Genomic DNA, 19425 nt, shown 5'->3' with positions numbered 1-19425 from the left:
AGCGGACATCCGCCCGCTCACAACCTCTTATTCAGCCGCTGGCGCGGATTTGACTGTCAGAGAGCCACCCGCTTTTTCAACTGCTTCAACAGCAGCTTTGGAAGCGCCAGTCACTTCGATGTTCAGCTTGGCGGAAACTTCGCCTTTTGCCAGAACACGGATGCCGTCTTTTTTGCGACGCACCAGACCGGACGCGATCAGCGCGTCTTCGGTGATCGCAGCAGAGGCGTCCAGTTTTTTCTCATCAACAAATTTTTGGATCAGGCCCAGGTTGATCACAGCAAATGCCTTGCGGTTTGGCTTGTTGAAGCCACGCTTTGGCAGACGCTGGTACAATGGCATCTGGCCACCTTCGTAGCCGTTGATCGCCACACCCGAACGGGACTTTTGACCTTTGATACCACGGCCACCCATTTTACCCTTGCCGGAGCCAGGGCCACGGCCAACGCGCATGCGTTTTTTGGTTGCGCCAGGATTGTCGCTCAGTTCGTGCAGTTTCATATCGCTTCTCCTTGCCGGAACTGACCCACGAAGCGTCTTCGGGCCAAACACGGCTTTTCTTGGTTTTGATTCTCATGACGCAAAGCGCCACCGGGGGCGTATAGACCCTTGGGGGAGGGTTTGCAATGTGGAAGATGTGTAGTTTTGGGTGGCAACTATAGCCCTTGATGCGCCAGCCGAACCCAATAGTTCACACCATGCGCAATGGCGTCATCATTAAAATCATACGACGGATTGTGCAGCGGCATGGCATTGTTCCCGCCGAGCCCATTGCCCATCAAAATGAAGGCCCCTGGTCTATGAGACAGGAACTCCGCAAAGTCCTCAGAAAACCCAACCCGTCCGTAAGTTGCATCAACCGTCCCGACGCTACGCGCCGCCGCAGCAATACTTTCAGTGGCACGCCCGTCATTCACCAAGGGCCGGAAAGAGGTCGAATAAGAAACCTGCCCCTTTGCTCCCTGAGCAGTACAAACCCCTTCCACGATTGCACGCATGCGGCTCTTAATGGTTTGGGAAACCTCCTGCGAAAACCCCCGGCAATCGCCGCGCAAGGTCACATTGCTGGGCAGAATATTGCGGCCCCCATCGGTCACAAACTCTGTAACGGAAACAACCGCATGATCGCGCGGCGGCACATTGCGCGAGATGATGGACTGCAACTGCATCACGATGGCTGAGCCAGCCACAATCGGATCAACCCCTTTCTCGGGCATTGAAGCATGTCCGCCCTGGCCCTCAATTGTGATCTCAAAATTATCTTCAAACGCACAAAACGGTCCGGATTGCGTGGCAAAATGCCCAAGCGCCATGCCCGGCATGTTGTGCAGTCCATAAATCGCCGCCATGGGAAACCGCTCAAACAAACCGTCCGCAATCATCGCGGCAGCGCCGTTACCGTTTTCCTCATCCGGCTGAAAGATAAAGTGCACGGTTCGCTTTAGCGTCGAATCCTCCGCCAACTTGAGCGCCGCTCCGAGCAACATGGTGCTGTGCCCGTCATGCCCACATCCATGGAAAAGCCCATCCTGCTTTGACCGGTAAGAGAAGCCATTAGCTTCCTGGATCGGGAGCGCGTCCATATCAGCCCGCAAGCCAATTGCCGTTTCATCCGGCCCCCGCTTCAGGGTGGCCACAACACCGCAGCGCCCGACGCCTTGCACAACTTCAAGACCTGCGCCTTCTAATAAGTCTCCGATCAGGCGCGGCGTGCGCTCCAGATCAAATCCCGCCTCAGGGTGGCTATGTATGTCGCGGCGAAACGATGTGAGATCCAGCATCAAAAGCGCTCCTTATGAAGGTCTTGTCGAGGCGACGCGCCCCACACAAAGGCATAACAAAGCTTTGCGATCATTTTGCCCGAATTTCTGGATATTGTGAGCAGCTGTCGCGAGGATCGATAGCCAAAAAGGAAAAGCCTCAAGGCGCCCCTTTCCGCTTCGCCATCAGCTCCTCCCAGCCCTTGATCAACTCTGCACGCCGTCCCGAGTAAACCTCATTCAACACGTCCAACGCGGCAACCCGATCTGTGCGGAAATGGCGATAGTCCTGCCGCGTCTCACACCAGGCCACAATAAACCGATCGCCGACGAAATAGGCGATCAACAGGGGCCAGATTACGCGACTGCTCTCACGTCCTCCGCCATCCCGATAAACAACCCGCAGCTTGAACCGTTCTCGAATGGCAACTCGCAGCCGCGCCCCGTCAAACCGTTCCGCCTTTGGACCTTTGGCAACAATCGCCCGCGAACTGGCATCCAGCACCACCGGCCGTAGCTCTTCGGGGATCGCCTCGGTCAGCTTGACTACCAAATCTCGTGCCGCCCGCGCCAAGGTTGGATCCGCCTGCCCCGCCACCAGACCCGCGCCCAACACGGCTGCTTCCAACTCATCCGCCTTCAACATCAGGGGTGGCATGTCATAGCCCTCATCCAGAACATACCCCATCCCGGCCTCGCCAGTGATGGGCACCCGCTGCGCAATCAACTCCGCCATATCGCGATAGAGCGTGCGCAGGGAGACTTCCAATTCGTCAGCCAGCTCCCGCCCTGTCACCGGTCCACGGGCCGCGCGCAAAACTTGGATAATCTGGAATAGCCGTTCCGTGCGACGCATTTTTCACCCCTGCTGCCACACTGCTGACATAACGCTGTCAGCAGGGCAACCTTAGACCAATCTCGACACATTTACTTATTCTGAAAGAGACCTACCAAATGTTGCACGTCCAAAGCACCCGAACCATCTCCGCTGCACCAGCCACTGTCTGGGCGGCCTTGGCAGATTATATGGCGATAGATGTCATTGCGCCGGAGGTTGTGAAAGTGGACGTTCTCTCAGAAAACACCACCGGTCTTGGCGCCAAACGCCGCTGCCACTTCCCAAACGGCACCTCCCTGGTCGAAGAGGCCATCACCTGGAACGAGGGGCTTGGCTACCGCGCTGCCATGCTTGAGATGGGCAAAATTCCATTCAAGACCGCACAAGCCGAGATTCGCTTAACCCCAACAAGCGCCGGAAAAACCAACGTCCATTGGAGCATCGACTATCAGCCGAAGTTCGGCCCGCTTGGCTGGCTCATGGGCGCTATCCTGATGAAGCCGCAATTGCGCAAGGTGCTAAACGGCAACCTCCGGGGGCTCAACGACCACGTTACGGGTCATGCCTCAGCCATACCGCAGCCGTTCTGACAAACAAAAACGCCCCTGCGGATCAGGCAGGGGCGTTTCATTTATCTTGTGAGATCACTCAGCCATAAACATGCTGGGATGCAATGCTGTGGATGTCGTAGCGATCAACACCAATATCGTTCAACTCGCGATCACTCATGCGAGCCAATTCCCGAACAGTGGTGTTATATTTCTGACGCAGCGCACGGGCTGCTTTGAAGTCTTCAATCGACGCGCGCAGGGATGCAAAAAGGTCGATGCGGGCGGACTGGGCGGTTTGAACAAATGCCATGGAGGTGGCTCCTTATCTTTCTGTGCCGAAACGCATTTTTCGGCGTTTTTCTGTTTTACCTTCTGGTGCCCTCAACATAGGCACACCCGTTAGCGCCAACAATTGCCAGATTGATCTGCCCGATATGCATCTTTGTCATGGCTCTTTACCTCTCAGAAACCAAAAAGCCCCGGCATGCGCCGAGGCTTGGTAAGTCGGTTTGTAACGTCTCTCACCGCCGCATGGTGTGGTCTCTCGCCAGCTGTTCGATGTCATGGCGAGACACGCCAATGTCCTCCAATTGCCGGTCACTCAACCCACCCAGCTGGCGGGTTGTTTCACGGTACAAAGCGTTTTGCCGCTGTTCACCACGGTAGGTGGACCAGGCATCATAGATGCGTGCGCCCATACCAATGCTGCGCGAGGGTGGTGTGTTCAAATAGGCCATCAGACAAGTCCTCCTTGGGGCGCCAATCCACCTTCGGATAGCGCTGTTTTGTGTCAGTCATATGTGGGTCTGTGTTACCCCACAGATAAAAGTCTTCACGCCGTCGCTTTCAACGAAAGCAAGTGACTATCTCCTATGCATTCCGGACAAGGTTTTGCGAATTCCCGCCACACGCAAAAAGGCCCCGGAGCGATCTCCGAGGCCTTTCAGGGGAGTGTCTGGTAATCCTGCTGATTACAGGGCCAGAGCGCCTTTGCGCGCAACATCTTCGATGTCGCCGCGGTTCAGGCCAATGTCTGCCAGTTCACGGTTGGTGAGCTTATTCAGCTCTTTAACAGTTTTGGCAAAAGACGCGTCGCGCTTGCGTGTCAGCAGCCAGTTCTCAACCAAACGGGTGAAACGGCCTACGATGTCTACGGCTTCGATGTGCAGAGTTGGAGCATGTTGCATGAGTTAAATCCTTCAAGTGCCGATGCGCCACTTCGGCTTGACGCGCATTATCTGTTCATGCGGTCCATTTAGTGCCCAAGTTTGCAGCGTGGTAGGCCCAAGAAAGCATCCCAGATATGCACTTTGCGAATATCGATGAAAGCGATGTTAATCATTCCATTCTGGAATGATATACTTGGGGCCAAATCCCTCTCCTGCCCCTAGATTTAGCCTGGCGCCGTGCAGGCTCTATCGCCCAGTTACCAAAGCCTTAAGAAGTTCCGGACAATGCAAACAAAAACGCCCCCGGAAAGTCCGAGGGCGTTTTCAATTTTGTCGATCAAAAAGGCTTAGTCGCGCTCTTCGATGATCTCCACCATGTGGGAAACCTTGCGAATCATGCCGCGTACCGAAGGAGTGTCCTCCAGCTCACGGGTCCGGTTCATTTTGTTCAGACCCAGACCGATCAGCGTGGCACGCTGGTCTTGTGGGCGACGGATCGGCGAACCGACCTGTTTTACAACGATGGTTTTTGCCATTGGTCGTTACTCCTTACTCTGCAGCTTCGGCAGGTGCTTCATCCTTGCGCAGGATGTCAGCAACTTTCTTGCCACGGCGAGCCGCAACCTGACGTGGGCTGGCTTCTTTCTTCAGCCCGTCGATGGTGGCGCGGATCATGTTGTAGGGGTTCTGCGAACCGATGGATTTCGAAACAACGTCTTTGACGCCGAGCATTTCGAAAACGGCACGCATTGGACCACCGGCGATGATCCCGGTACCTTCTGGCGCGGTGCGCATAACCACTTTACCGGCGCCGTGACGGCCTTCCATGTCGTGGTGCAGGGTACGACCTTCGCGCAGAGGCACGCGGATCATCTGACGCTTGGCTTGCTCGGTGGCTTTGCGGATGGCCTCAGGGACCTCTTTCGCTTTACCTTTACCGAAGCCTACACGGCCTTTTTGGTCACCAACAACAACCAGAGCTGCGAAGCCAAAGTTCTTACCACCTTTGGTGGTCTTGGAAACACGGTTGATCGCAACGAGACGATCAGCGAATTCCGGGGTTTCTTCTTCGCGGTTGCGACCACGGCCCCGGCGGTTTTCACGTTCTGCCATTTGGCATTCCTTTATCTACTGGCGCTTGGCGCCTGATATACTCAATCCCAGTGAAGCCCGACCATAGGCCGGACCTCCCGGATCATCGGGGGGACGCGGACGTCCCCCACAAGTCTTAGACTTTCAAGCCACCTTCACGCGCAGCTTCGGCCAGAGCCTTCACTTTGCCGTGGAAGAGGAAGCCGCCGCGGTCGAAGTATGCTTCGGTCACGCCTGCTTTGTTCGCACGTTCGGCAATCGCCGCACCCACTTTGGTGGCTGCTTCGACGTTGTTTTTGCCGATCAGGCCCAAGTCTTTTTCCAGAGTGGAAGCGGACGCCACTGTGACACCGTTGCGATCGTCGATCAGCTGAACGCTGATGTTCTTGTTGCTGCGGTGCACGGACAGGCGCATCTTGCGATCGCCATTGACCTTGCGAAGTTTGTTCCGGACGCGCAGGCGGCGCTTGAGGAACAGATCCCGTTTGCTGTTTGCCATCTAACTGGTCCTTACTTCTTCTTACCTTCCTTACGGAAGATATATTCGTCCACGTACTTGATACCCTTGCCTTTATAAGGCTCTGGTTTGCGCCATTCGCGGATGTTTGCCGCAACCTGGCCAACCAGTTGGCTGTCAGTACCTTCCACGATGATCTGGGTGTTCTTCGGTGTGGTCACGGTGATACCCGCTGGCACTTCGAAGTTCACTTCGTGAGAGAGACCGAGCGACAGTTTCAGAGTAGTACCCTGCATCTGCGCACGATAACCAACACCGTTGATCTCGAGTTCTTTTTTGAAGCCTGCAGTCACACCGGTTACCATGTTGGCAACGATGGTGCGGGACATGCCCCACTGCTGACGGGCGCGCTTGGACTTGCCGCGAGGAGTAACAACAACTTTGTTCTCTTCAACTGCAAGGTTTACGTCGTCAGTAGCGGTGAAGGACTGAGTGTCCTTCGGGCCTTTGATTTCGATGGTCTGGCCGGAGACAGAAGCGCTAACGCCGCTGGGCAGCTCGACCGGTTTTTTACCAATACGAGACATCAAGCTCTCCTTAGAAGACCGTGCAGAGTACTTCGCCGCCAACTTTGTTGGAGCGTGCACTTGCATCCGACATCACACCTTTAGAGGTGGAGACAATCGACACACCCAGGCCCTGACGGACGGTTGGGATGTCTTCAGCGCCCATGTACACGCGACGACCAGGTTTGGAGACCCGCTTCAGTTCGCGAATAACAGGAGTGCCTTCGTAGTACTTCAGGCTGATTTCGAAGGCCGCGTGGCCGTTCTCTTCAGACGCTTCGTAACCGCGGATGTAGCCTTCGTCGGCCAGAACATCCAGAACCCAACCACGCAGCTTGGACGCCGGGGTAGAAACCACGGACTTGCCACGCATTTGGCCGTTACGGATACGGGTCAGCATATCACCGATAGGATCGTTCATAATTCTCTCTCCTTACCAGCTAGATTTGACCATGCCAGGGATCTGACCAGCAGAACCCAGCTCGCGCAGCGCAATACGGCTGACCTTCAGCTTACGGTAGTAAGCGTGTGGACGGCCGGTGAGCTGGCACCGGTTGTGAAGACGGGTTGCCGAGCTGTTGCGCGGCAGTTTCGCCAGTTTCAGACGCGCTTTGAAACGCTCTTCCATTGGCTTGGACTCATCGGCTGCGATTTCTTTCAGCTCGGCGCGCTTAGCAGCGTATTTCGCTACCAGACGTTCCCGCTTCTTTTCGCGTTCGATCATTGCTTTTTTAGCCATGTCGTAATCCTCTCAGCCTTACGCGGTGAAGGGCATGTTGAAATGCTTCAACAGGCTCTGCGCTTCGGCGTCGGTTTCAGCATCGGTGGCGATGACGATATCCATGCCCCAGTTCTCATCCACTTTATCAAAGTCGATTTCTGGGAACACGATGTGCTCTTTCAAACCGGTGGCGAAGTTGCCACGGCCGTCAAAGCTCGGCTTCACACCACGGAAGTCGCGGATGCGTGGCATCGCAACGGTGATCAGACGATCGAGGAATTCGTACATACGGTCGCCACGCAGGGTCACCTTGGCACCCATTGGCATGCCTTCGCGAACGCGGAAGCCAGCAATGGAGTTCTTCGCCACGGTGGTCAGCGCCTTCTGGCCCGCAATCGCGGTCAGATCAGCCTGTGCCGACTTGGCTTTCTTGCTGTCTTTCACGGCTGCACGGCCACAGCCGATGTTCAGCACGATCTTTTCCAGCTTAGGGATCTGCATGTCGTTCTTGTAACCGAACTCTTCTTTCAGAGCGGCGCGGATGGAATCCGCATAGAGCGACTTCAGACGTGGTGTGTAATCTGCATTATCAAGCATCAATCACGTCCCCTGTGGTCTTTGCGAAGCGAACCTTTTTGTCGCCTTCCATGCGGAAGCCAACGCGGGTTGCTTTGCCGTTTTTGTCCAGGAATGCCAGGTTAGACAGTTCGATCGGCATCGCCTGAGGGATGCGACCGCCCTGTGCGGTTTGGCTTTGCTTGGTGTGACGGATGGCAATGTTGATGCCGTCCACAACAGCTTTACCGGCTTTGGGGTCAACAGAGGAGATCGTGCCCTCTTTGCCTTTGTCCTTACCGGCCAGAACGACGACCTTGTCGCCTTTTTTCAGCTTAGCAGCCATCTTACAGCACCTCCGGCGCGAGCGAGACGATTTTCATCATGCCTTTTGCGCGAAGCTCACGAACAACTGGGCCAAAGATACGTGTACCCACTGGCTCGTTGGAGTTGTTCAGGATTACAGCTGCGTTCCGGTCAAAGCGGATTGCAGTGCCATCTTCACGACGGACTTCTTTAGCGGTGCGTACGACGACGGCCTTACGGACGTCCCCTTTCTTAACGCGACCGCGTGGAATGGCTTCCTTAACCGAGACAACAATGATGTCGCCTACGGATGCGTATTTACGCTTGGAACCACCCAGAACCTTGATGCACTGAACTCGGCGAGCGCCGGAGTTGTCAGCAACATCCAGGTTGGTTTGCATCTGGATCATGTGGTTTCTCCCGACCTATGGGGCACCGATGCGTGGTGTATCCCCCAGGGTTTCGACTGACTGTTAAGTCTAGTCGCCAGGAGTCTCTTACGAGACTCTTAGGCTTCCAGAACTTCCCAGCGTTTCGTTTTCGATTTCGGCGCGCATTCGATGATGCGTACTTGATCGCCGACCTTGAAAGCGTTCTTTTCATCGTGAGCCCGGTACTTTTTGGACTTACGGATGGTTTTCTTCAGAACCGGGTGTGTAAAGCGACGCTCTACGGACACGGTGACTGTTTGGGCGTTGGCGTCCGAAGTAACGGTGCCAGTCAGGATACGTTTGGGCATCTTTAAGGCTCCTCTTACTCTGCTGCCGCTTTGGCTTTTTCGTTCAGGATGGTCTTCACACGTGCAGCGTTGCGACGCGCTTCACGGATCTTGGCCGCGTTTTCCAGTTGGCCGGTGGCCGCTTGGAAACGAAGGTTGAACGATTCTTTCTTAAGATTGGCCAGTTCCTCACGGAGCTGATCCGGCGTTTTATCACGCAGTTCGTTGGCGTTCATCGCCTTTTCCTTTCTCATACATCAGAAGGCGCCCGAGTATGTGCGGGGTGACCCTTTTGCCTGATGGACAAATACAAAACACACGAATCCCGCATACACGGAATCCATGAGATGGCGCTCTATACGGGGGAGTCGCAGGGATGGCAAGCGAAAGCTGGGGAATTCGCAACTAGACGGCCAGCCAACTCGCGGTTAGCGTGCCGGCTCTATAGCCCCGACCAAATCGCTTTCGTGAAACCTGCATGTTTTTTACCACTTTCCACCCAAAATCCGTTCTGGTGCTGGCCACATCAGCGTGCCTCGCCACCCCTCTACTGGCAAACGGCCTACGGGCAGACCCTTCTCTTGCACTGGAAGACTTCAATGGATTCTGCCTTCCGTTGCTGAACACGCAAACCGCTCCTGAATACGACGGTGTCCGAAAGATCAACGACGGCATCACCCAGCAATTCATCAAAGCCAACAATGCGCGCGAAGACACAGTACTATGGGAGACGCGCTCTTCTGAATTTGCCATTCAGACTTATGAAAGTGTTCATGACTTCTGTTTCTTGTTTAGCTTCAACTCCGATTTAACCGCGTTAAAGGAGGCCTACCCCGCTTGGCGACAATCCCTAGATGGCACATTTTTAGGTCCAACTGAATTGGAGGAGTCCTCCGGCTCCACCCATCGCGCAGGCGCCTTTCTAGTATTGGAGTTGGAGGATGGTGGCGTGCTGCAACTCGCGCTAAACCACAATGCCGAAGTTGTGAATGGCTTTACAACACTGGCAGCCATCCGGTTGGAGACTCCTTCTCCAGCCGCTCTGGAGTTGATTGGCAAGAATGCTGCGCAAGAAACAGAGGCCAAAGAGGAGTGACTGTGTGTGACACGTCACCACGCACTCTTCCCTCCCGCCCCCATCTCCCCTACACCTTCTCAACCACCGCGCTCAGCCTCACTGCCAAAGCGCACACTTTGGGAGGAGTAATCATGATACCTGTTGACGTAGCGATCCTGTTTATGGGCGCGGCCATTGCCCTGGCCTTGGTGCCGGGGCCGGACAACATCTTTGTGCTGACCCAATCCGCCCTGCATGGCCGTGTCGCGGGCCTCACGGTGACACTCGGTCTCGCAAGCGGCTTGATCTTTCACACCACCGCCGTGGCGCTGGGTGTCGCGGTGATCTTTCAAACCTCACAAGTGGCGTTTGCCATCCTGAAATACATCGGCGCGGCCTATCTGGCGTATCTGGCGTATAAGTCGTTTACCGCTGCCAAATCCAATCTGGACGGGGACGCCCCAGCACCCGAGACGTCAGCCAAGCAATACACACGCGGCCTGATCATGAACATCGCCAACCCCAAGGTGACGATCTTCTTCCTCGCCTTCCTGCCACAGTTTGTGAACTCGGCCAACGGCCCCCTGGTGCTGCAGTTTTACCAACTTGGCTTCCTGATGATCATCGCCACGCTGCTGGTGTTCGGCTCCGTCGCACTGGCGGCAGGTTGGCTGGGTGATTGGCTGAAAAACTCACCCACCGCGCAAATCTGGCTCAATCGCCTCGCTGGTGTCGTGTTCATCGCCTTGGCCATGAAACTGGTCACCGCCGAGCGCTAAGCCCTCTAAGAGGCGTCCAGCGCAGCCACAAAGGCACTGGGCGCCGCGCCACTCCAGCCTTTAAACGCGGTCGAAAAGCTGGCCTGATCTTTGTAGGCCAGCAAAAATGTGGTCTCCGTGACCGACCGCCCATCCCGCAGATGTGCCTTGGCCAGCCGGTAGCGCAGCCCATTGCACAAATCACGATAGCTCCCGCCTTCTGCGCCAAGCCGCCGTGTCAACGTGCGCCGCGTGATGCCCAGCTGCTCTGCCACCTCATCCGCCGTCAAAAACCGCTCCGGCAAGGCCTGCACCAGCATACGCTCCACCCTGTCCCACAGACGTCCGTCGTCAACATCCACTTCACGCAGCTGCGCCTCTGCCAGCCGCGTCAGATGGCCCACCAAATCCGGGTCATGCTCCCCCAGCGGCACATCCGGCACGCCCTGCGCAAACCGCAGCCCATTAAACCCGCCGCCAAACTGCACCGGGCAACCCGCAATCCGTTCATAAGCCCGCACGTCCCCAAGCACCGCATGTTTGAACACCACCCGCGTCGGTCGCGTGTCCTGCCGCGTGATGCTCTGAATGCGCGCCAACATGCCAATCACCAGAAACTCCTGAAACCTTTCATTGGCCTGCAACCCAGCGTCCAACGACACAACCTCCAGCGCCTCGCCCTCCGCAATCTCGCGCAACTCAAACCGCGTTGTCGGGTCTGCCAGACTGTAAAACTTGGCGGCATTCTCCACCGCCGCCCGCAGGGTCTTGGACCTGGCCGCAATATACGACGACAGCGTTGGCGCATCGCGATAGCCAATCCCCATCTGCGCTGCCAGCGTCGGCTCGTGCATCTCCAAACAGGCCGCCCGGATCAACGCCGCCTCCTGCTTCACTGTGGCCAGCTGTTTCGTGCCCGGATAGCGCCCCACCTTGCGCAGCAACCGCTCACCAACCTGAACGCCCAGCTTGCGCTGTAACGTCTCACTGACGTAGCCAAATCTCACACTGCGCACTTGCTTCATAAAACCACTCTAGCGTGCGCGCGGTGTTGGGAAAGCCCTAATGGCAAAAGCCCCGACCTTTAAGGTCGAGGCGCTTTCATTGTGCGGCAGACAGGAATTACCCGTTGCGGCTGTCCTGTTTGCAGTCGCGCTTGTCGTCACCGACAACACCTTCGCCCTGACGGCAGTCTTGGCGCGTGTCGCGGCGATCTTCCCGATTGTCCATACCAACGGTGCCGGCAACATCATAGCTCTCGGTCATCACTGGCTCAGTTGGGCCAGGCGCTGAAGTCACAGGGTAGGCAAAAGCCAGAGGCGCGGTGAGTGCAACAACAACGGCGGCGGAAGCAAATTTGGTGAACATGGGGGTGTTTCCTTTCAGTTGGGGTTTTCTGTGTTCCTTTGATGAAAGGGATATGGGGGCCATCTTGCGCAACAGCATTGGAATTTGGGAAGGTGACATTTGAATTTGAGACAGCTCCACTATTGACCATTTGGAAATCCCTCCCCTGACCCAAGATCCATCGGGCAAGTCACTTCCCGTCCGCACAAAATCTGCCCCCGACTGACTTCAACACCAAAAGCCCCGACCTTTTGAGGTCGAGGCTCATGCGCAATTCCTAAGGGTGGACGTTAGCCGTTGCGGCTGTCTTGTTTGCAGTCCCGCTTGTCAGCCCCCACAATCCCTTCAGACTGACGGCAGTCCTGACGATCACCCCGACGATCCTGGCGGCGGTCCATCCCGATGGTGCCGGCAACCTCATAGCTCTCTGTCATCACCGGCTCGGTTGGACCAGGGGCCGAGGTCACGGGGTAAGCAAAGGCCAAAGGCGTGGTGAGAGCAACAACAACGGCGGCGGAAGCGAATTTGGTGAACATGGGGGTGTTTCCTTTCAGTTGGGGTTTTCTGTGTTCCTTTGATGAAAGGGATATGGGGGCCATCTTGCGCAGCAGCATTGGAATTTGGGAATGTGACATTTGAATTTGGGACATCCGAGAAGTTCTCCCGCCAAAAGCAAAAGCCGCCCAAACCGGGGCGGCTTTCTGAATGTATTTCGCAACGGCTGCGCACGTTGGCTTAACGTGGTGGGGCCCGTCAATACCCGCACCTCCGCGATACAGTCGTGTTACCGACACGATATCGACATGGATTATGACCAGTTAACGGCGCAGCACCTATTCCCAAATATAGTTGAAACTGACGCTCACCCGCTCATCTTCTGACATGTTCATTGGCACCTCATGGCGCAGCCAGCTCTCCCACAACAGCACGTCACCAACCTCCGGTTTCATATAGATAAACGGCTGCAAATCCCGCCGGGAGCCCTTTTTTCGCACCGGCGACGCCATCATCCGTCCAGAGCGGGGATCTTCCAGCTTTAACGCGCTCGCCCCATCCGGCATCGACACATAGGTTGTTCCACTGATCACCGAATGCGGATGGATATGGCTGGCATGCATCCCCCCCTCAGGAAGGATATTGATCCATAAGTCCTCGAGTTTCAGCGACTTACCATCCAAGTCAAATTCCAAATCTTTGGCAAAATCCGCCACATGTTGGTCCAAAGATGCCACCACGTCCGCAAAAATCGGGAAGCGCCACGGCAAATCCGTCAGAGAGGCATAAGACGTATAGCCGGGATAGGCATTGGCCTCACACCACTCCTGTCCCGCCTCATCATCTTCGGCAATCGAAAAACAGGACGCCTCCAGCTCCTCGGGATCAACAGACGTGCCAAATTCAGACAGACGCGCTCGATAAAGGCGGGTCACAAAGAGAGATTCGATGGTCGACATATCAGTTCCTTGTCGTAGCTAGTTTTTTTCCTCGAGACACGCGTCGGTAGAAACCTTCGCTTAATCCCCTTGAAACATTGGCAAAAAGATTCGCCTAATTTTTGGGCTAAACCCCCGTTTTTTAAGGCCACACTCTATTAACACCTGCTTGCTACATCTCATTGTCACACTCGCAATCCGCCTGTCCAGGAGCAGGAAAACCATGAAACGTAAGATTACAGTATCATTCGCGATCGTCTCAATCATCGTCATGGCCATTGGCGTCATGGGCAGTTTGGCTGGGATCTCGCTTTATTCTCACAAAATGCGCGATGACATGCAGTATCGTGTAAAAGTCATCGAAGAAGCTGCCATCGCGATTGAAAACCTAAAAATCGAATTTTTGATGGCACGTCGAGCAGAAAAAGACTTTCTCCTACGCCTCGACACCAAATACTCCGACCGCCATTCAGGCATTATGGAGAAGATGTGGGCTCATATTGCCGTCATGGAAGAAATCCTAGCCAAAGTACCCGATTTGGCAGAAACATCTGCCAACCTTGGCCCCCTGAACGAGTTCGCTCACGAGTATGAAGCCCGCTTCAAAGACGTTGTGGCAAGCAACAACCGCTTGGGTTTGACCAACTCTGAAGGTCTTCGGGGACAGTTGGAAGAGGCTGCAAACACTGTAAATGAAAGCCTTAAAGACGTTGCTATTCCTGTCCTAAAGGTCAATGTCTTGACCATGCGGCAGCATGAGAAAGACTTCCTGATCTCTACCGACACGAAATGGCTGGACGAGGTAAATGCTCGAATTAAGGAATTCGAGGGGTTCCCTGTTTTCTTCTACGACAGCGCTGAGCAGCGTGAAGCGATCCTACCGGTAATGGCTGCATACAAAACGGTTTTTGAATCTCTTGTGGCAGAAACTCTGACAGAGCGTGGCTTCCGCAAAGATATGTCGAAAAGCTATGCAGACGCCTCTCCTTACATGGATACGATTTTGGCGGACGTGACCGCATCTCTCGATGCGGTACTCCTCGAAAGCGAAACCGTGAGTCAAAAAGCGCAGCAAAGCTCACAATGGGCTGCGATCGTCGGCGCGGGGCTGTTCGCAATCTTTGCCTTCTTCTTGGCTCGAGGTATCTCCCGCCCACTCAAGCGGATCGATGCCGTTCTGAAAGACATGATGAACGAAGACTTCTCCAAAGAAATGCCAAAGTCAGGCATCCGCGAACTGTCTGCAATCTCTGAAGCTGTGGGCGACTTCCGTAAGCAGGAAGAGACCAAGGTTCACATGACCCGTGAAATTAGCAAGGTGATTGAGGCCTGTGGCGAGGGCGACTTCTCTCGCCGGATCGACACAACTGGCTCCGAAGGTGTGTTCAAAGACCTTGGCCAGGGCGTGAACACCATTGGTGAGGTGGCACAGAAAGGTCTGGGAGACGTTCAAGAGGCTCTCGAAACCCTCGCGACCGGCGACTTGACCCATGAAATGCCACAGGGTCAGAAAGGTGTCTTCAAAGACATTTCCGACACCATTACTCACCTGACCGATAGCTTGGACGGCATGGTACGCCAGCTGTCCGCATCCAGCCAGGTTTTGAACCATACGTCTCAGGAAATCTCTTCCTCCGTGGATGACGCGTCTCGGCGTGGGGAAATCTCAGCGGCCTCATTGGAAGAGACCTCTTCTTCGCTGCAGACTGTTGCGCAGACCGTCAACCATACGGCGCAAAGTGCGCAAGAAGCCCGCACCCACGTTAACAATGCTCAGAAAAAGGCGGAGTCGACCCGGGAAGTTGCCGATCAGACCGTGGCAGCGATTCAAAAGATCAAAGAAAGTTCCGACGCGATTTCCCAGATCAGTGGTCTGATCGAAGACGTCGCCTTCCAGACCAACTTGCTGGCCCTCAACGCCGGTGTGGAAGCAGCGCGCGCCGGGGACGCAGGCCGAGGCTTCGCGGTCGTGGCCTCCGAAGTGCGAGCACTTGCACAACGGTCTTCCGAGGCGGCCCATGAAATCAACACGTTGATTTCCAGCTCGCAAACCGAAGTTGCCAACGGCGTGGACTTGATGGACGAAACCGGCAACTCGCTGGGTGAGATTATGCAAGCGGTTGAGCAAGTTGTGGGCAAAGTCCGTGAAATTGCGGAGAATGCCGTGGACCAATCTACCGGCCTAAAAGAGGTCAGTGCGGCGGTCGAAAACCTCGACAGCGACAGCCAGAAGAGCGCGGCCATGCTGGAAGAGACCGCTGCATCTGGCCAAGTTTTGCGAGGCGAAGCCGAGAACCTGGTCCGTGCTGTGGATGGCTTCACGCTCAAAGGCGAAACGTCCTCTCGCACTACCGAAGACGACCTAGACGACGAGTGGGACGCCGCTTAGGCCCTTCACTTCAACCCACCAAAAAAAGGCCCTGCCGATTTCGGCAGGGCCTTTTTTGTGCTTACGCACCCTGACGGAGCCTCTCAAAGTAAGCTCACCTGAATTCCGGCCAAGCCAATGAAGTAATCTAGGCTCAATAGGCTTCTCAGCACTGCGCAAACAAAGAACCCTCCGCCAGCTTCCCGGCGGAGGGTCAAATTTGTCAGGACTGAGGAGCAAGCCCCTCTAACCTTTACCAGTCTTCGCGAACGACGACGCGGGTTTTGACCGGAAGTTTCATCGCGGCAAGGCGCAGAGCCTCACGAGCGATGTCTTCGTCAACACCGTCGATTTCGAACATCACACGACCTGGCTTCACTTTACACGCCCAGTAGTCCACGGAGCCTTTACCTTTACCCATACGGACTTCGGTTGGCTTCGAGGTCACAGGAGTGTCTGGGAAGATACGGATCCAAACACGACCTTGACGTTTCATGTGACGGGTCATTGCGCGACGTGCTGCCTCGATCTGGCGAGCAGTCACACGCTCTGGTGTGGTTGCCTTCAGGCCGAAGGAGCCGAAGTTCAGGGTGGAACCACCCTTCGCCAGACCCTTGATGCGGCCTTTGTGCATCTTGCGGAATTTAGTACGCTTTGGCTGAAGCATTGATCAGTCTCCCTTAGCGACGACCGCCTGCACCGCGAGGTGCTGGGCCATCCTGGACTTCTTGAGCGCGACGATCACGTGCTTGTGGATCATGTTCCATGATCTCGCCTTTGAAGATCCAGGTTTTGATACCAATGATCCCGTAAGCGGTCGTGGCTTCCACGTGTGCGTAATCGATGTCGGCACGCAGTGTGTGCAATGGCACGCGACCTTCACGATACCATTCGGTCCGTGCGATCTCTGCACCACCCAGACGACCTGCAACGTTCACCCGGATACCCAGGGCGCCCATACGCATTGCGTTCTGAACGGCACGCTTCATTGCGCGACGGAAAGACACACGGCGCTCCAGCTGCTGAGCGATAGACTCGCCAACCAGCGTTGCGTCGAGTTCCGGCTTGCGCACTTCAACGATGTTGAGGTGCAGCTCGGAGTCGGTCATCTCGGCGATCTTCTTGCGAAGGGTCTCGATGTCCGCGCCTTTTTTGCCGATGATCACGCCCGGACGCGCAGTGTGAACAGTCACACGGCACTTCTTGTGAGGACGCTCGATGATCACACGTGCGATACCGGCTTGTTTGCACTCGGTTTTGATGAACTCACGGATTTTGATGTCTTCCAGCAGAAGATCGCCAAAATCTTTGGTGTCCGCGTACCAGCGGCTGTCCCAGGTGCGGTTCACCTGAAGGCGCATGCCAATTGGATTGACTTTGTTACCCATTAGGCTTGCTCCTCAATCTGACGCACCTTGATAGTGAGTTCCGAGAACGGCTTGATGATCTTGCCGAAACGACCACGGGCGCGAGGGCGACCGCGTTTCAGCGTCAGGTTCTTACCCACATAGGCTTCGGCAACAACCAGGCTGTCGACGTCAAGATTGTGGTTGTTCTCAGCGTTGGCAATTGCGGACTGAAGGCATTTCTTCACGTCCTGAGCGATCCGCTTGTTGGAGAAAGTCAGGTCGGTCAGAGCCTTCTCAACTTTCTTGCCGCGGATCATGCCGGCTACCAGGTTCAATTTCTGCGGGCTGGTGCGAAGCATGCGAGTTTTCGCCATTGCTTCGTTTTCAGCCACGCGGCGGGGGTTCTTTACCTTGCCCATGACTTACTTCCGTTTCGCTTTTTTGTCAGCTGCGTGACCGTAATAGGTGCGAGTTGGCGAATATTCACCAAACTTCTGACCAATCATGTCTTCAGTGACGTTGACAGGGATGTGTTTCTTGCCGTTGTACACACCAAAAGTCAGACCCACGAACTGGGGCAGGATGGTGGAACGACGGGACCAGATTTTGATCACTTCATTGCGGCCGGATTCGCGTACTGCTTCGGCTTTTTTAAGCACATAAGCATCGACGAAAGGACCTTTCCATACAGAGCGAGACATAGATTAACGTCCCTTCTTCTTGGCGTGACGCGAGCGGATGATAAGCTTTTGCGACGCTTTGTTTTTGTTGCGGGTACGTGCACCTTTGGTCGGCTTACCCCATGGTGTCACTGGGTGACGACCACCGGAGGTACGACCTTCACCACCACCGTGCGGGTGATCGATCGGGTTCATGACCACACCACGAACAGACGGACGCTTGCCTTTGTGGCGCATACGGCCGGCTTTACCGAAGTTCTGGTTGGAGTTGTCAGGGTTGGACACGGCACCAACGGTGGCCATGCATTCCTGACGCACGAGGCGCAGTTCGCCAGAGGACAGGCGGATCTGAGCGTAGCCACCGTCACGACCAACAAACTGAGCGTAGGTACCAGCTGCACGGGCGATCTGGCCGCCTTTGCCTGGTTTCAGCTCGATGTTGTGAATGATCGTACCAATTGGCATGCCAGAGAACGGCATTGCGTTGCCCGGCTTGATGTCAGCTTTCGCGGACGCCACAACCTGATCGCCAACAGCCAAACGCTGTGGGGCTAGGATGTAGGCCTGCTCGCCGTCTTCATATTTTACGAGTGCGATGAACGCGGTCCGGTTCGGGTCATATTCGATCCGTTCAACGGTTGCTGCGACATCAAATTTGTTGCGTTTGAAATCAACGATCCGGTAGAGGCGTTTTGCCCCACCACCGCGGCGACGCGATGTGATCCGTCCGGTGTTGTTCCGGCCGCCCGACTTTGTCAGACCCTCAGTGAGGGCTTTGACAGGGCGTCCTTTCCAAAGTTCCGAACGGTCGATCAGCACCAACCCACGTTGGCCCGGCGTCGTCGGCTTATACGACTTAAGTGCCATGCTTTCTGTCTTCCGTGTGCATGCAAAGAGCGTGCTCTCTGCGTAGATGAAGGCCCCTGCTCGCTGGTTTTGAACGCAAACCCAACTACTAAGGTGCCAAGGTTATAGGCCCCCGTAGGTGCCCGACTCTCAAATGTGAGCAGCCCCAGAACGAATCTGAGGCCACACGACTTGCGCGATATAACGGGGATGGGGGGCGGTGTCTATAGGAGGGCTTGTTTTTATGCGGTTCGATTGACCGGCGCAAAGCAACAGCAAGCGGCAACCATGCGAGAAGCCCCATCTACAGCAAGCACCGCTCGCTACTACTATTCCGCGGGTGAGCAACTTGAAGCTTGCCAAACTGCCCCCCTCAAATCTCCGCCACCACCTTCTCCAGCATCCAAACCTTTGCCACGATCTTCCAGCCGTTTTCGCCCTTCAGCATCGACAGGTGGTCCTGATATACATTGCGCCGGGCGCGGAAGCGGATTTTGACCAGGGCGCTTTTGGGTGTCAGGTAATCCACCATCAAAATCTCCGCATCCATCTGCTGTCCAAGCGCATGCGGGGAGTTGGCCGCGTTGCCACCCACGTCTGCGTTAAAACTCGCAATTGGTTCCGCGAAGATCCCGCCCTTCTCAACATCAAACAGACTCGCCGCCGGGTGAAACACCGCATCGAGCTTTTCTTTGTCGCAATAAAACAGTCCATCAAAGTAGGTCTGTACAGCCTCAAACAACTCCGCCTGTGCGTTCATCTCTCTGTCCTTTCTCGTCACGTTTCCTGGCGACAGACATAGAGAGGCGGGGCCAGCCTGCCCAATGAAGAGATGTGGCGGCGGTCATAACTGC

31 protein-coding genes are annotated in these 19425 nt (G+C 55.5%); 4 read left to right on the top strand and 27 right to left on the bottom strand.

The features are described from left to right. Positions 1-27: 27 nt before the first annotated feature. From rplO to Q0955_RS10135, 3 genes are all read right to left on the bottom strand, one after another. Positions 28-501: a 50S ribosomal protein L15 gene (gene rplO, locus Q0955_RS10145; RefSeq protein WP_299423879.1), complete on the bottom strand. Its 474-nt coding sequence runs from the start codon at positions 499-501 to the stop codon at positions 28-30. Between the two features lie 155 nt (positions 502-656). Then, a complete protein-coding gene (locus tag Q0955_RS10140) occupies positions 657-1781 on the bottom strand; it encodes an amidohydrolase (RefSeq protein ID WP_299423877.1) in 1125 nt (374 codons plus the stop codon). Between the two features lie 139 nt (positions 1782-1920). Continuing rightward, positions 1921-2616 (bottom strand): YafY family protein, encoded by a 696-nt coding sequence (locus Q0955_RS10135; RefSeq protein ID WP_299423876.1) that lies wholly within the window; start codon positions 2614-2616, stop codon positions 1921-1923. Positions 2617-2714: 98 nt separating this feature from the next. Here Q0955_RS10135 and Q0955_RS10130 point away from each other — a divergent pair, with 98 nt between their 5' ends. Then, a complete protein-coding gene (locus Q0955_RS10130; RefSeq protein WP_299423873.1) occupies positions 2715-3188 on the top strand; it encodes an SRPBCC family protein in 474 nt (157 codons plus the stop codon). A gap of 58 nt (positions 3189-3246) precedes the next feature. Here Q0955_RS10130 and Q0955_RS10125 read toward each other — a convergent pair whose 3' ends face one another. The 14 genes from Q0955_RS10125 to rpmC form a co-directional block, all read right to left on the bottom strand. Next, positions 3247-3459 carry a DUF1127 domain-containing protein gene (locus Q0955_RS10125; RefSeq protein WP_299423871.1) on the bottom strand — a complete coding sequence of 71 codons (213 nt, stop codon included), beginning with the start codon at positions 3457-3459 and terminating at the stop codon, positions 3247-3249. A gap of 211 nt (positions 3460-3670) precedes the next feature. Further along, positions 3671-3886, bottom strand: coding sequence for a DUF1127 domain-containing protein (locus tag Q0955_RS10120; protein ID WP_299423868.1), 216 nt, complete (start codon positions 3884-3886; stop codon positions 3671-3673). A gap of 234 nt (positions 3887-4120) precedes the next feature. Then, positions 4121-4336 carry a DUF1127 domain-containing protein gene (locus tag Q0955_RS10115; protein ID WP_299423865.1) on the bottom strand — a complete coding sequence of 72 codons (216 nt, stop codon included), beginning with the start codon at positions 4334-4336 and terminating at the stop codon, positions 4121-4123. 329 nt (positions 4337-4665) lie between these two features. Further along, entirely contained in the window at positions 4666-4854 is a 189-nt protein-coding gene (rpmD, locus tag Q0955_RS10110) for a 50S ribosomal protein L30 (protein WP_209064855.1), read from the bottom strand. A 13-nt stretch (positions 4855-4867) separates the two neighbouring features. Further along, a complete protein-coding gene (gene rpsE / locus Q0955_RS10105; protein WP_093325872.1) occupies positions 4868-5431 on the bottom strand; it encodes a 30S ribosomal protein S5 in 564 nt (187 codons plus the stop codon). Between the two features lie 115 nt (positions 5432-5546). Further along, on the bottom strand, positions 5547-5909 hold the full coding sequence (rplR, locus tag Q0955_RS10100; RefSeq protein ID WP_299423856.1) for a 50S ribosomal protein L18: 363 nt from the start codon (positions 5907-5909) through the stop codon (positions 5547-5549). Between the two features lie 11 nt (positions 5910-5920). After that, positions 5921-6454 (bottom strand): 50S ribosomal protein L6, encoded by a 534-nt coding sequence (gene rplF, locus Q0955_RS10095; protein WP_299423853.1) that lies wholly within the window; start codon positions 6452-6454, stop codon positions 5921-5923. Between the two features lie 10 nt (positions 6455-6464). After that, positions 6465-6854: a 30S ribosomal protein S8 gene (rpsH, locus tag Q0955_RS10090; protein ID WP_299423851.1), complete on the bottom strand. Its 390-nt coding sequence runs from the start codon at positions 6852-6854 to the stop codon at positions 6465-6467. 12 nt (positions 6855-6866) lie between these two features. Then, positions 6867-7172: a 30S ribosomal protein S14 gene (gene rpsN / locus Q0955_RS10085; protein ID WP_093325866.1), complete on the bottom strand. Its 306-nt coding sequence runs from the start codon at positions 7170-7172 to the stop codon at positions 6867-6869. Positions 7173-7190: 18 nt separating this feature from the next. Then, positions 7191-7751, bottom strand: coding sequence for a 50S ribosomal protein L5 (gene rplE, locus Q0955_RS10080; protein ID WP_299423842.1), 561 nt, complete (start codon positions 7749-7751; stop codon positions 7191-7193). Beyond that, the gene (rplX, locus tag Q0955_RS10075; protein WP_283425774.1) at positions 7744-8055 is read right to left on the bottom strand and encodes a 50S ribosomal protein L24; all 312 of its coding nucleotides are present in this window, start codon (positions 8053-8055) and stop codon (positions 7744-7746) included. Before rplX ends, rplE begins: the two co-directional genes overlap by 8 nt. 1 nt (position 8056) lies before the next feature. Continuing rightward, positions 8057-8425: a 50S ribosomal protein L14 gene (gene rplN / locus Q0955_RS10070; protein ID WP_294116156.1), complete on the bottom strand. Its 369-nt coding sequence runs from the start codon at positions 8423-8425 to the stop codon at positions 8057-8059. A 98-nt stretch (positions 8426-8523) separates the two neighbouring features. Next, positions 8524-8754, bottom strand: a complete 231-nt coding sequence (gene rpsQ / locus Q0955_RS10065; protein WP_299423839.1) for a 30S ribosomal protein S17 — start codon at positions 8752-8754, stop codon at positions 8524-8526. Between the two features lie 14 nt (positions 8755-8768). Beyond that, complete coding sequence (gene rpmC, locus Q0955_RS10060) at positions 8769-8969, bottom strand: 50S ribosomal protein L29 (RefSeq protein ID WP_299423837.1); 201 nt, start codon at positions 8967-8969, stop codon at positions 8769-8771. Between the two features lie 242 nt (positions 8970-9211). Here rpmC and Q0955_RS10055 point away from each other — a divergent pair, with 242 nt between their 5' ends. Then, positions 9212-9829 (top strand): hypothetical protein, encoded by a 618-nt coding sequence (locus Q0955_RS10055; RefSeq protein ID WP_299423834.1) that lies wholly within the window; start codon positions 9212-9214, stop codon positions 9827-9829. A 113-nt stretch (positions 9830-9942) separates the two neighbouring features. Next, entirely contained in the window at positions 9943-10569 is a 627-nt protein-coding gene (locus tag Q0955_RS10050) for a LysE family translocator (RefSeq protein WP_299423831.1), read from the top strand. A gap of 5 nt (positions 10570-10574) precedes the next feature. Here the strand turns inward: Q0955_RS10050 and Q0955_RS10045 are convergent, their stop codons facing one another. The 4 genes from Q0955_RS10045 to Q0955_RS10030 form a co-directional block, all read right to left on the bottom strand. Continuing rightward, positions 10575-11573, bottom strand: coding sequence for an AraC family transcriptional regulator (locus Q0955_RS10045; protein WP_299423829.1), 999 nt, complete (start codon positions 11571-11573; stop codon positions 10575-10577). A gap of 97 nt (positions 11574-11670) precedes the next feature. Next, positions 11671-11916 carry a hypothetical protein gene (locus Q0955_RS10040; protein WP_299423827.1) on the bottom strand — a complete coding sequence of 82 codons (246 nt, stop codon included), beginning with the start codon at positions 11914-11916 and terminating at the stop codon, positions 11671-11673. 269 nt (positions 11917-12185) lie between these two features. Then, the gene (locus tag Q0955_RS10035; RefSeq protein WP_299423823.1) at positions 12186-12431 is read right to left on the bottom strand and encodes a hypothetical protein; all 246 of its coding nucleotides are present in this window, start codon (positions 12429-12431) and stop codon (positions 12186-12188) included. A 297-nt stretch (positions 12432-12728) separates the two neighbouring features. Beyond that, on the bottom strand, positions 12729-13349 hold the full coding sequence (locus Q0955_RS10030) for a 2OG-Fe(II) oxygenase family protein (RefSeq protein ID WP_299423820.1): 621 nt from the start codon (positions 13347-13349) through the stop codon (positions 12729-12731). A gap of 202 nt (positions 13350-13551) precedes the next feature. Between Q0955_RS10030 and Q0955_RS10025 the strand changes: the two genes are divergently transcribed. Continuing rightward, positions 13552-15717 (top strand): HAMP domain-containing methyl-accepting chemotaxis protein, encoded by a 2166-nt coding sequence (locus Q0955_RS10025; RefSeq protein WP_299423818.1) that lies wholly within the window; start codon positions 13552-13554, stop codon positions 15715-15717. A 232-nt stretch (positions 15718-15949) separates the two neighbouring features. Here the strand turns inward: Q0955_RS10025 and rplP are convergent, their stop codons facing one another. The 6 genes from rplP to Q0955_RS09995 all read right to left on the bottom strand — a co-directional run bounded on the left by rplP (position 15950) and on the right by Q0955_RS09995 (position 19331). Further along, positions 15950-16363: a 50S ribosomal protein L16 gene (gene rplP, locus Q0955_RS10020; RefSeq protein ID WP_164644444.1), complete on the bottom strand. Its 414-nt coding sequence runs from the start codon at positions 16361-16363 to the stop codon at positions 15950-15952. 13 nt (positions 16364-16376) lie between these two features. After that, positions 16377-17084 (bottom strand): 30S ribosomal protein S3, encoded by a 708-nt coding sequence (rpsC, locus tag Q0955_RS10015; RefSeq protein ID WP_283425766.1) that lies wholly within the window; start codon positions 17082-17084, stop codon positions 16377-16379. Continuing rightward, entirely contained in the window at positions 17084-17464 is a 381-nt protein-coding gene (gene rplV / locus Q0955_RS10010) for a 50S ribosomal protein L22 (protein ID WP_164644442.1), read from the bottom strand. Before rplV ends, rpsC begins: the two co-directional genes overlap by 1 nt. Positions 17465-17467: 3 nt before the next feature. Beyond that, positions 17468-17746, bottom strand: a complete 279-nt coding sequence (rpsS, locus tag Q0955_RS10005; protein WP_058238275.1) for a 30S ribosomal protein S19 — start codon at positions 17744-17746, stop codon at positions 17468-17470. Between the two features lie 3 nt (positions 17747-17749). Continuing rightward, positions 17750-18592 carry a 50S ribosomal protein L2 gene (gene rplB, locus Q0955_RS10000; RefSeq protein ID WP_299423809.1) on the bottom strand — a complete coding sequence of 281 codons (843 nt, stop codon included), beginning with the start codon at positions 18590-18592 and terminating at the stop codon, positions 17750-17752. Between the two features lie 352 nt (positions 18593-18944). Beyond that, positions 18945-19331, bottom strand: a complete 387-nt coding sequence (locus Q0955_RS09995) for a nuclear transport factor 2 family protein (protein ID WP_299423806.1) — start codon at positions 19329-19331, stop codon at positions 18945-18947. Positions 19332-19425: the final 94 nt, after the last annotated feature.

This window comes from uncultured Shimia sp., from assembly GCF_947493595.1.
GTDB lineage: Bacteria > Pseudomonadota > Alphaproteobacteria > Rhodobacterales > Rhodobacteraceae > Shimia.
The sequence above is the reverse complement of the archived record's forward strand: the minus strand, read 5'-3'. Positions and strand labels throughout refer to the sequence as shown.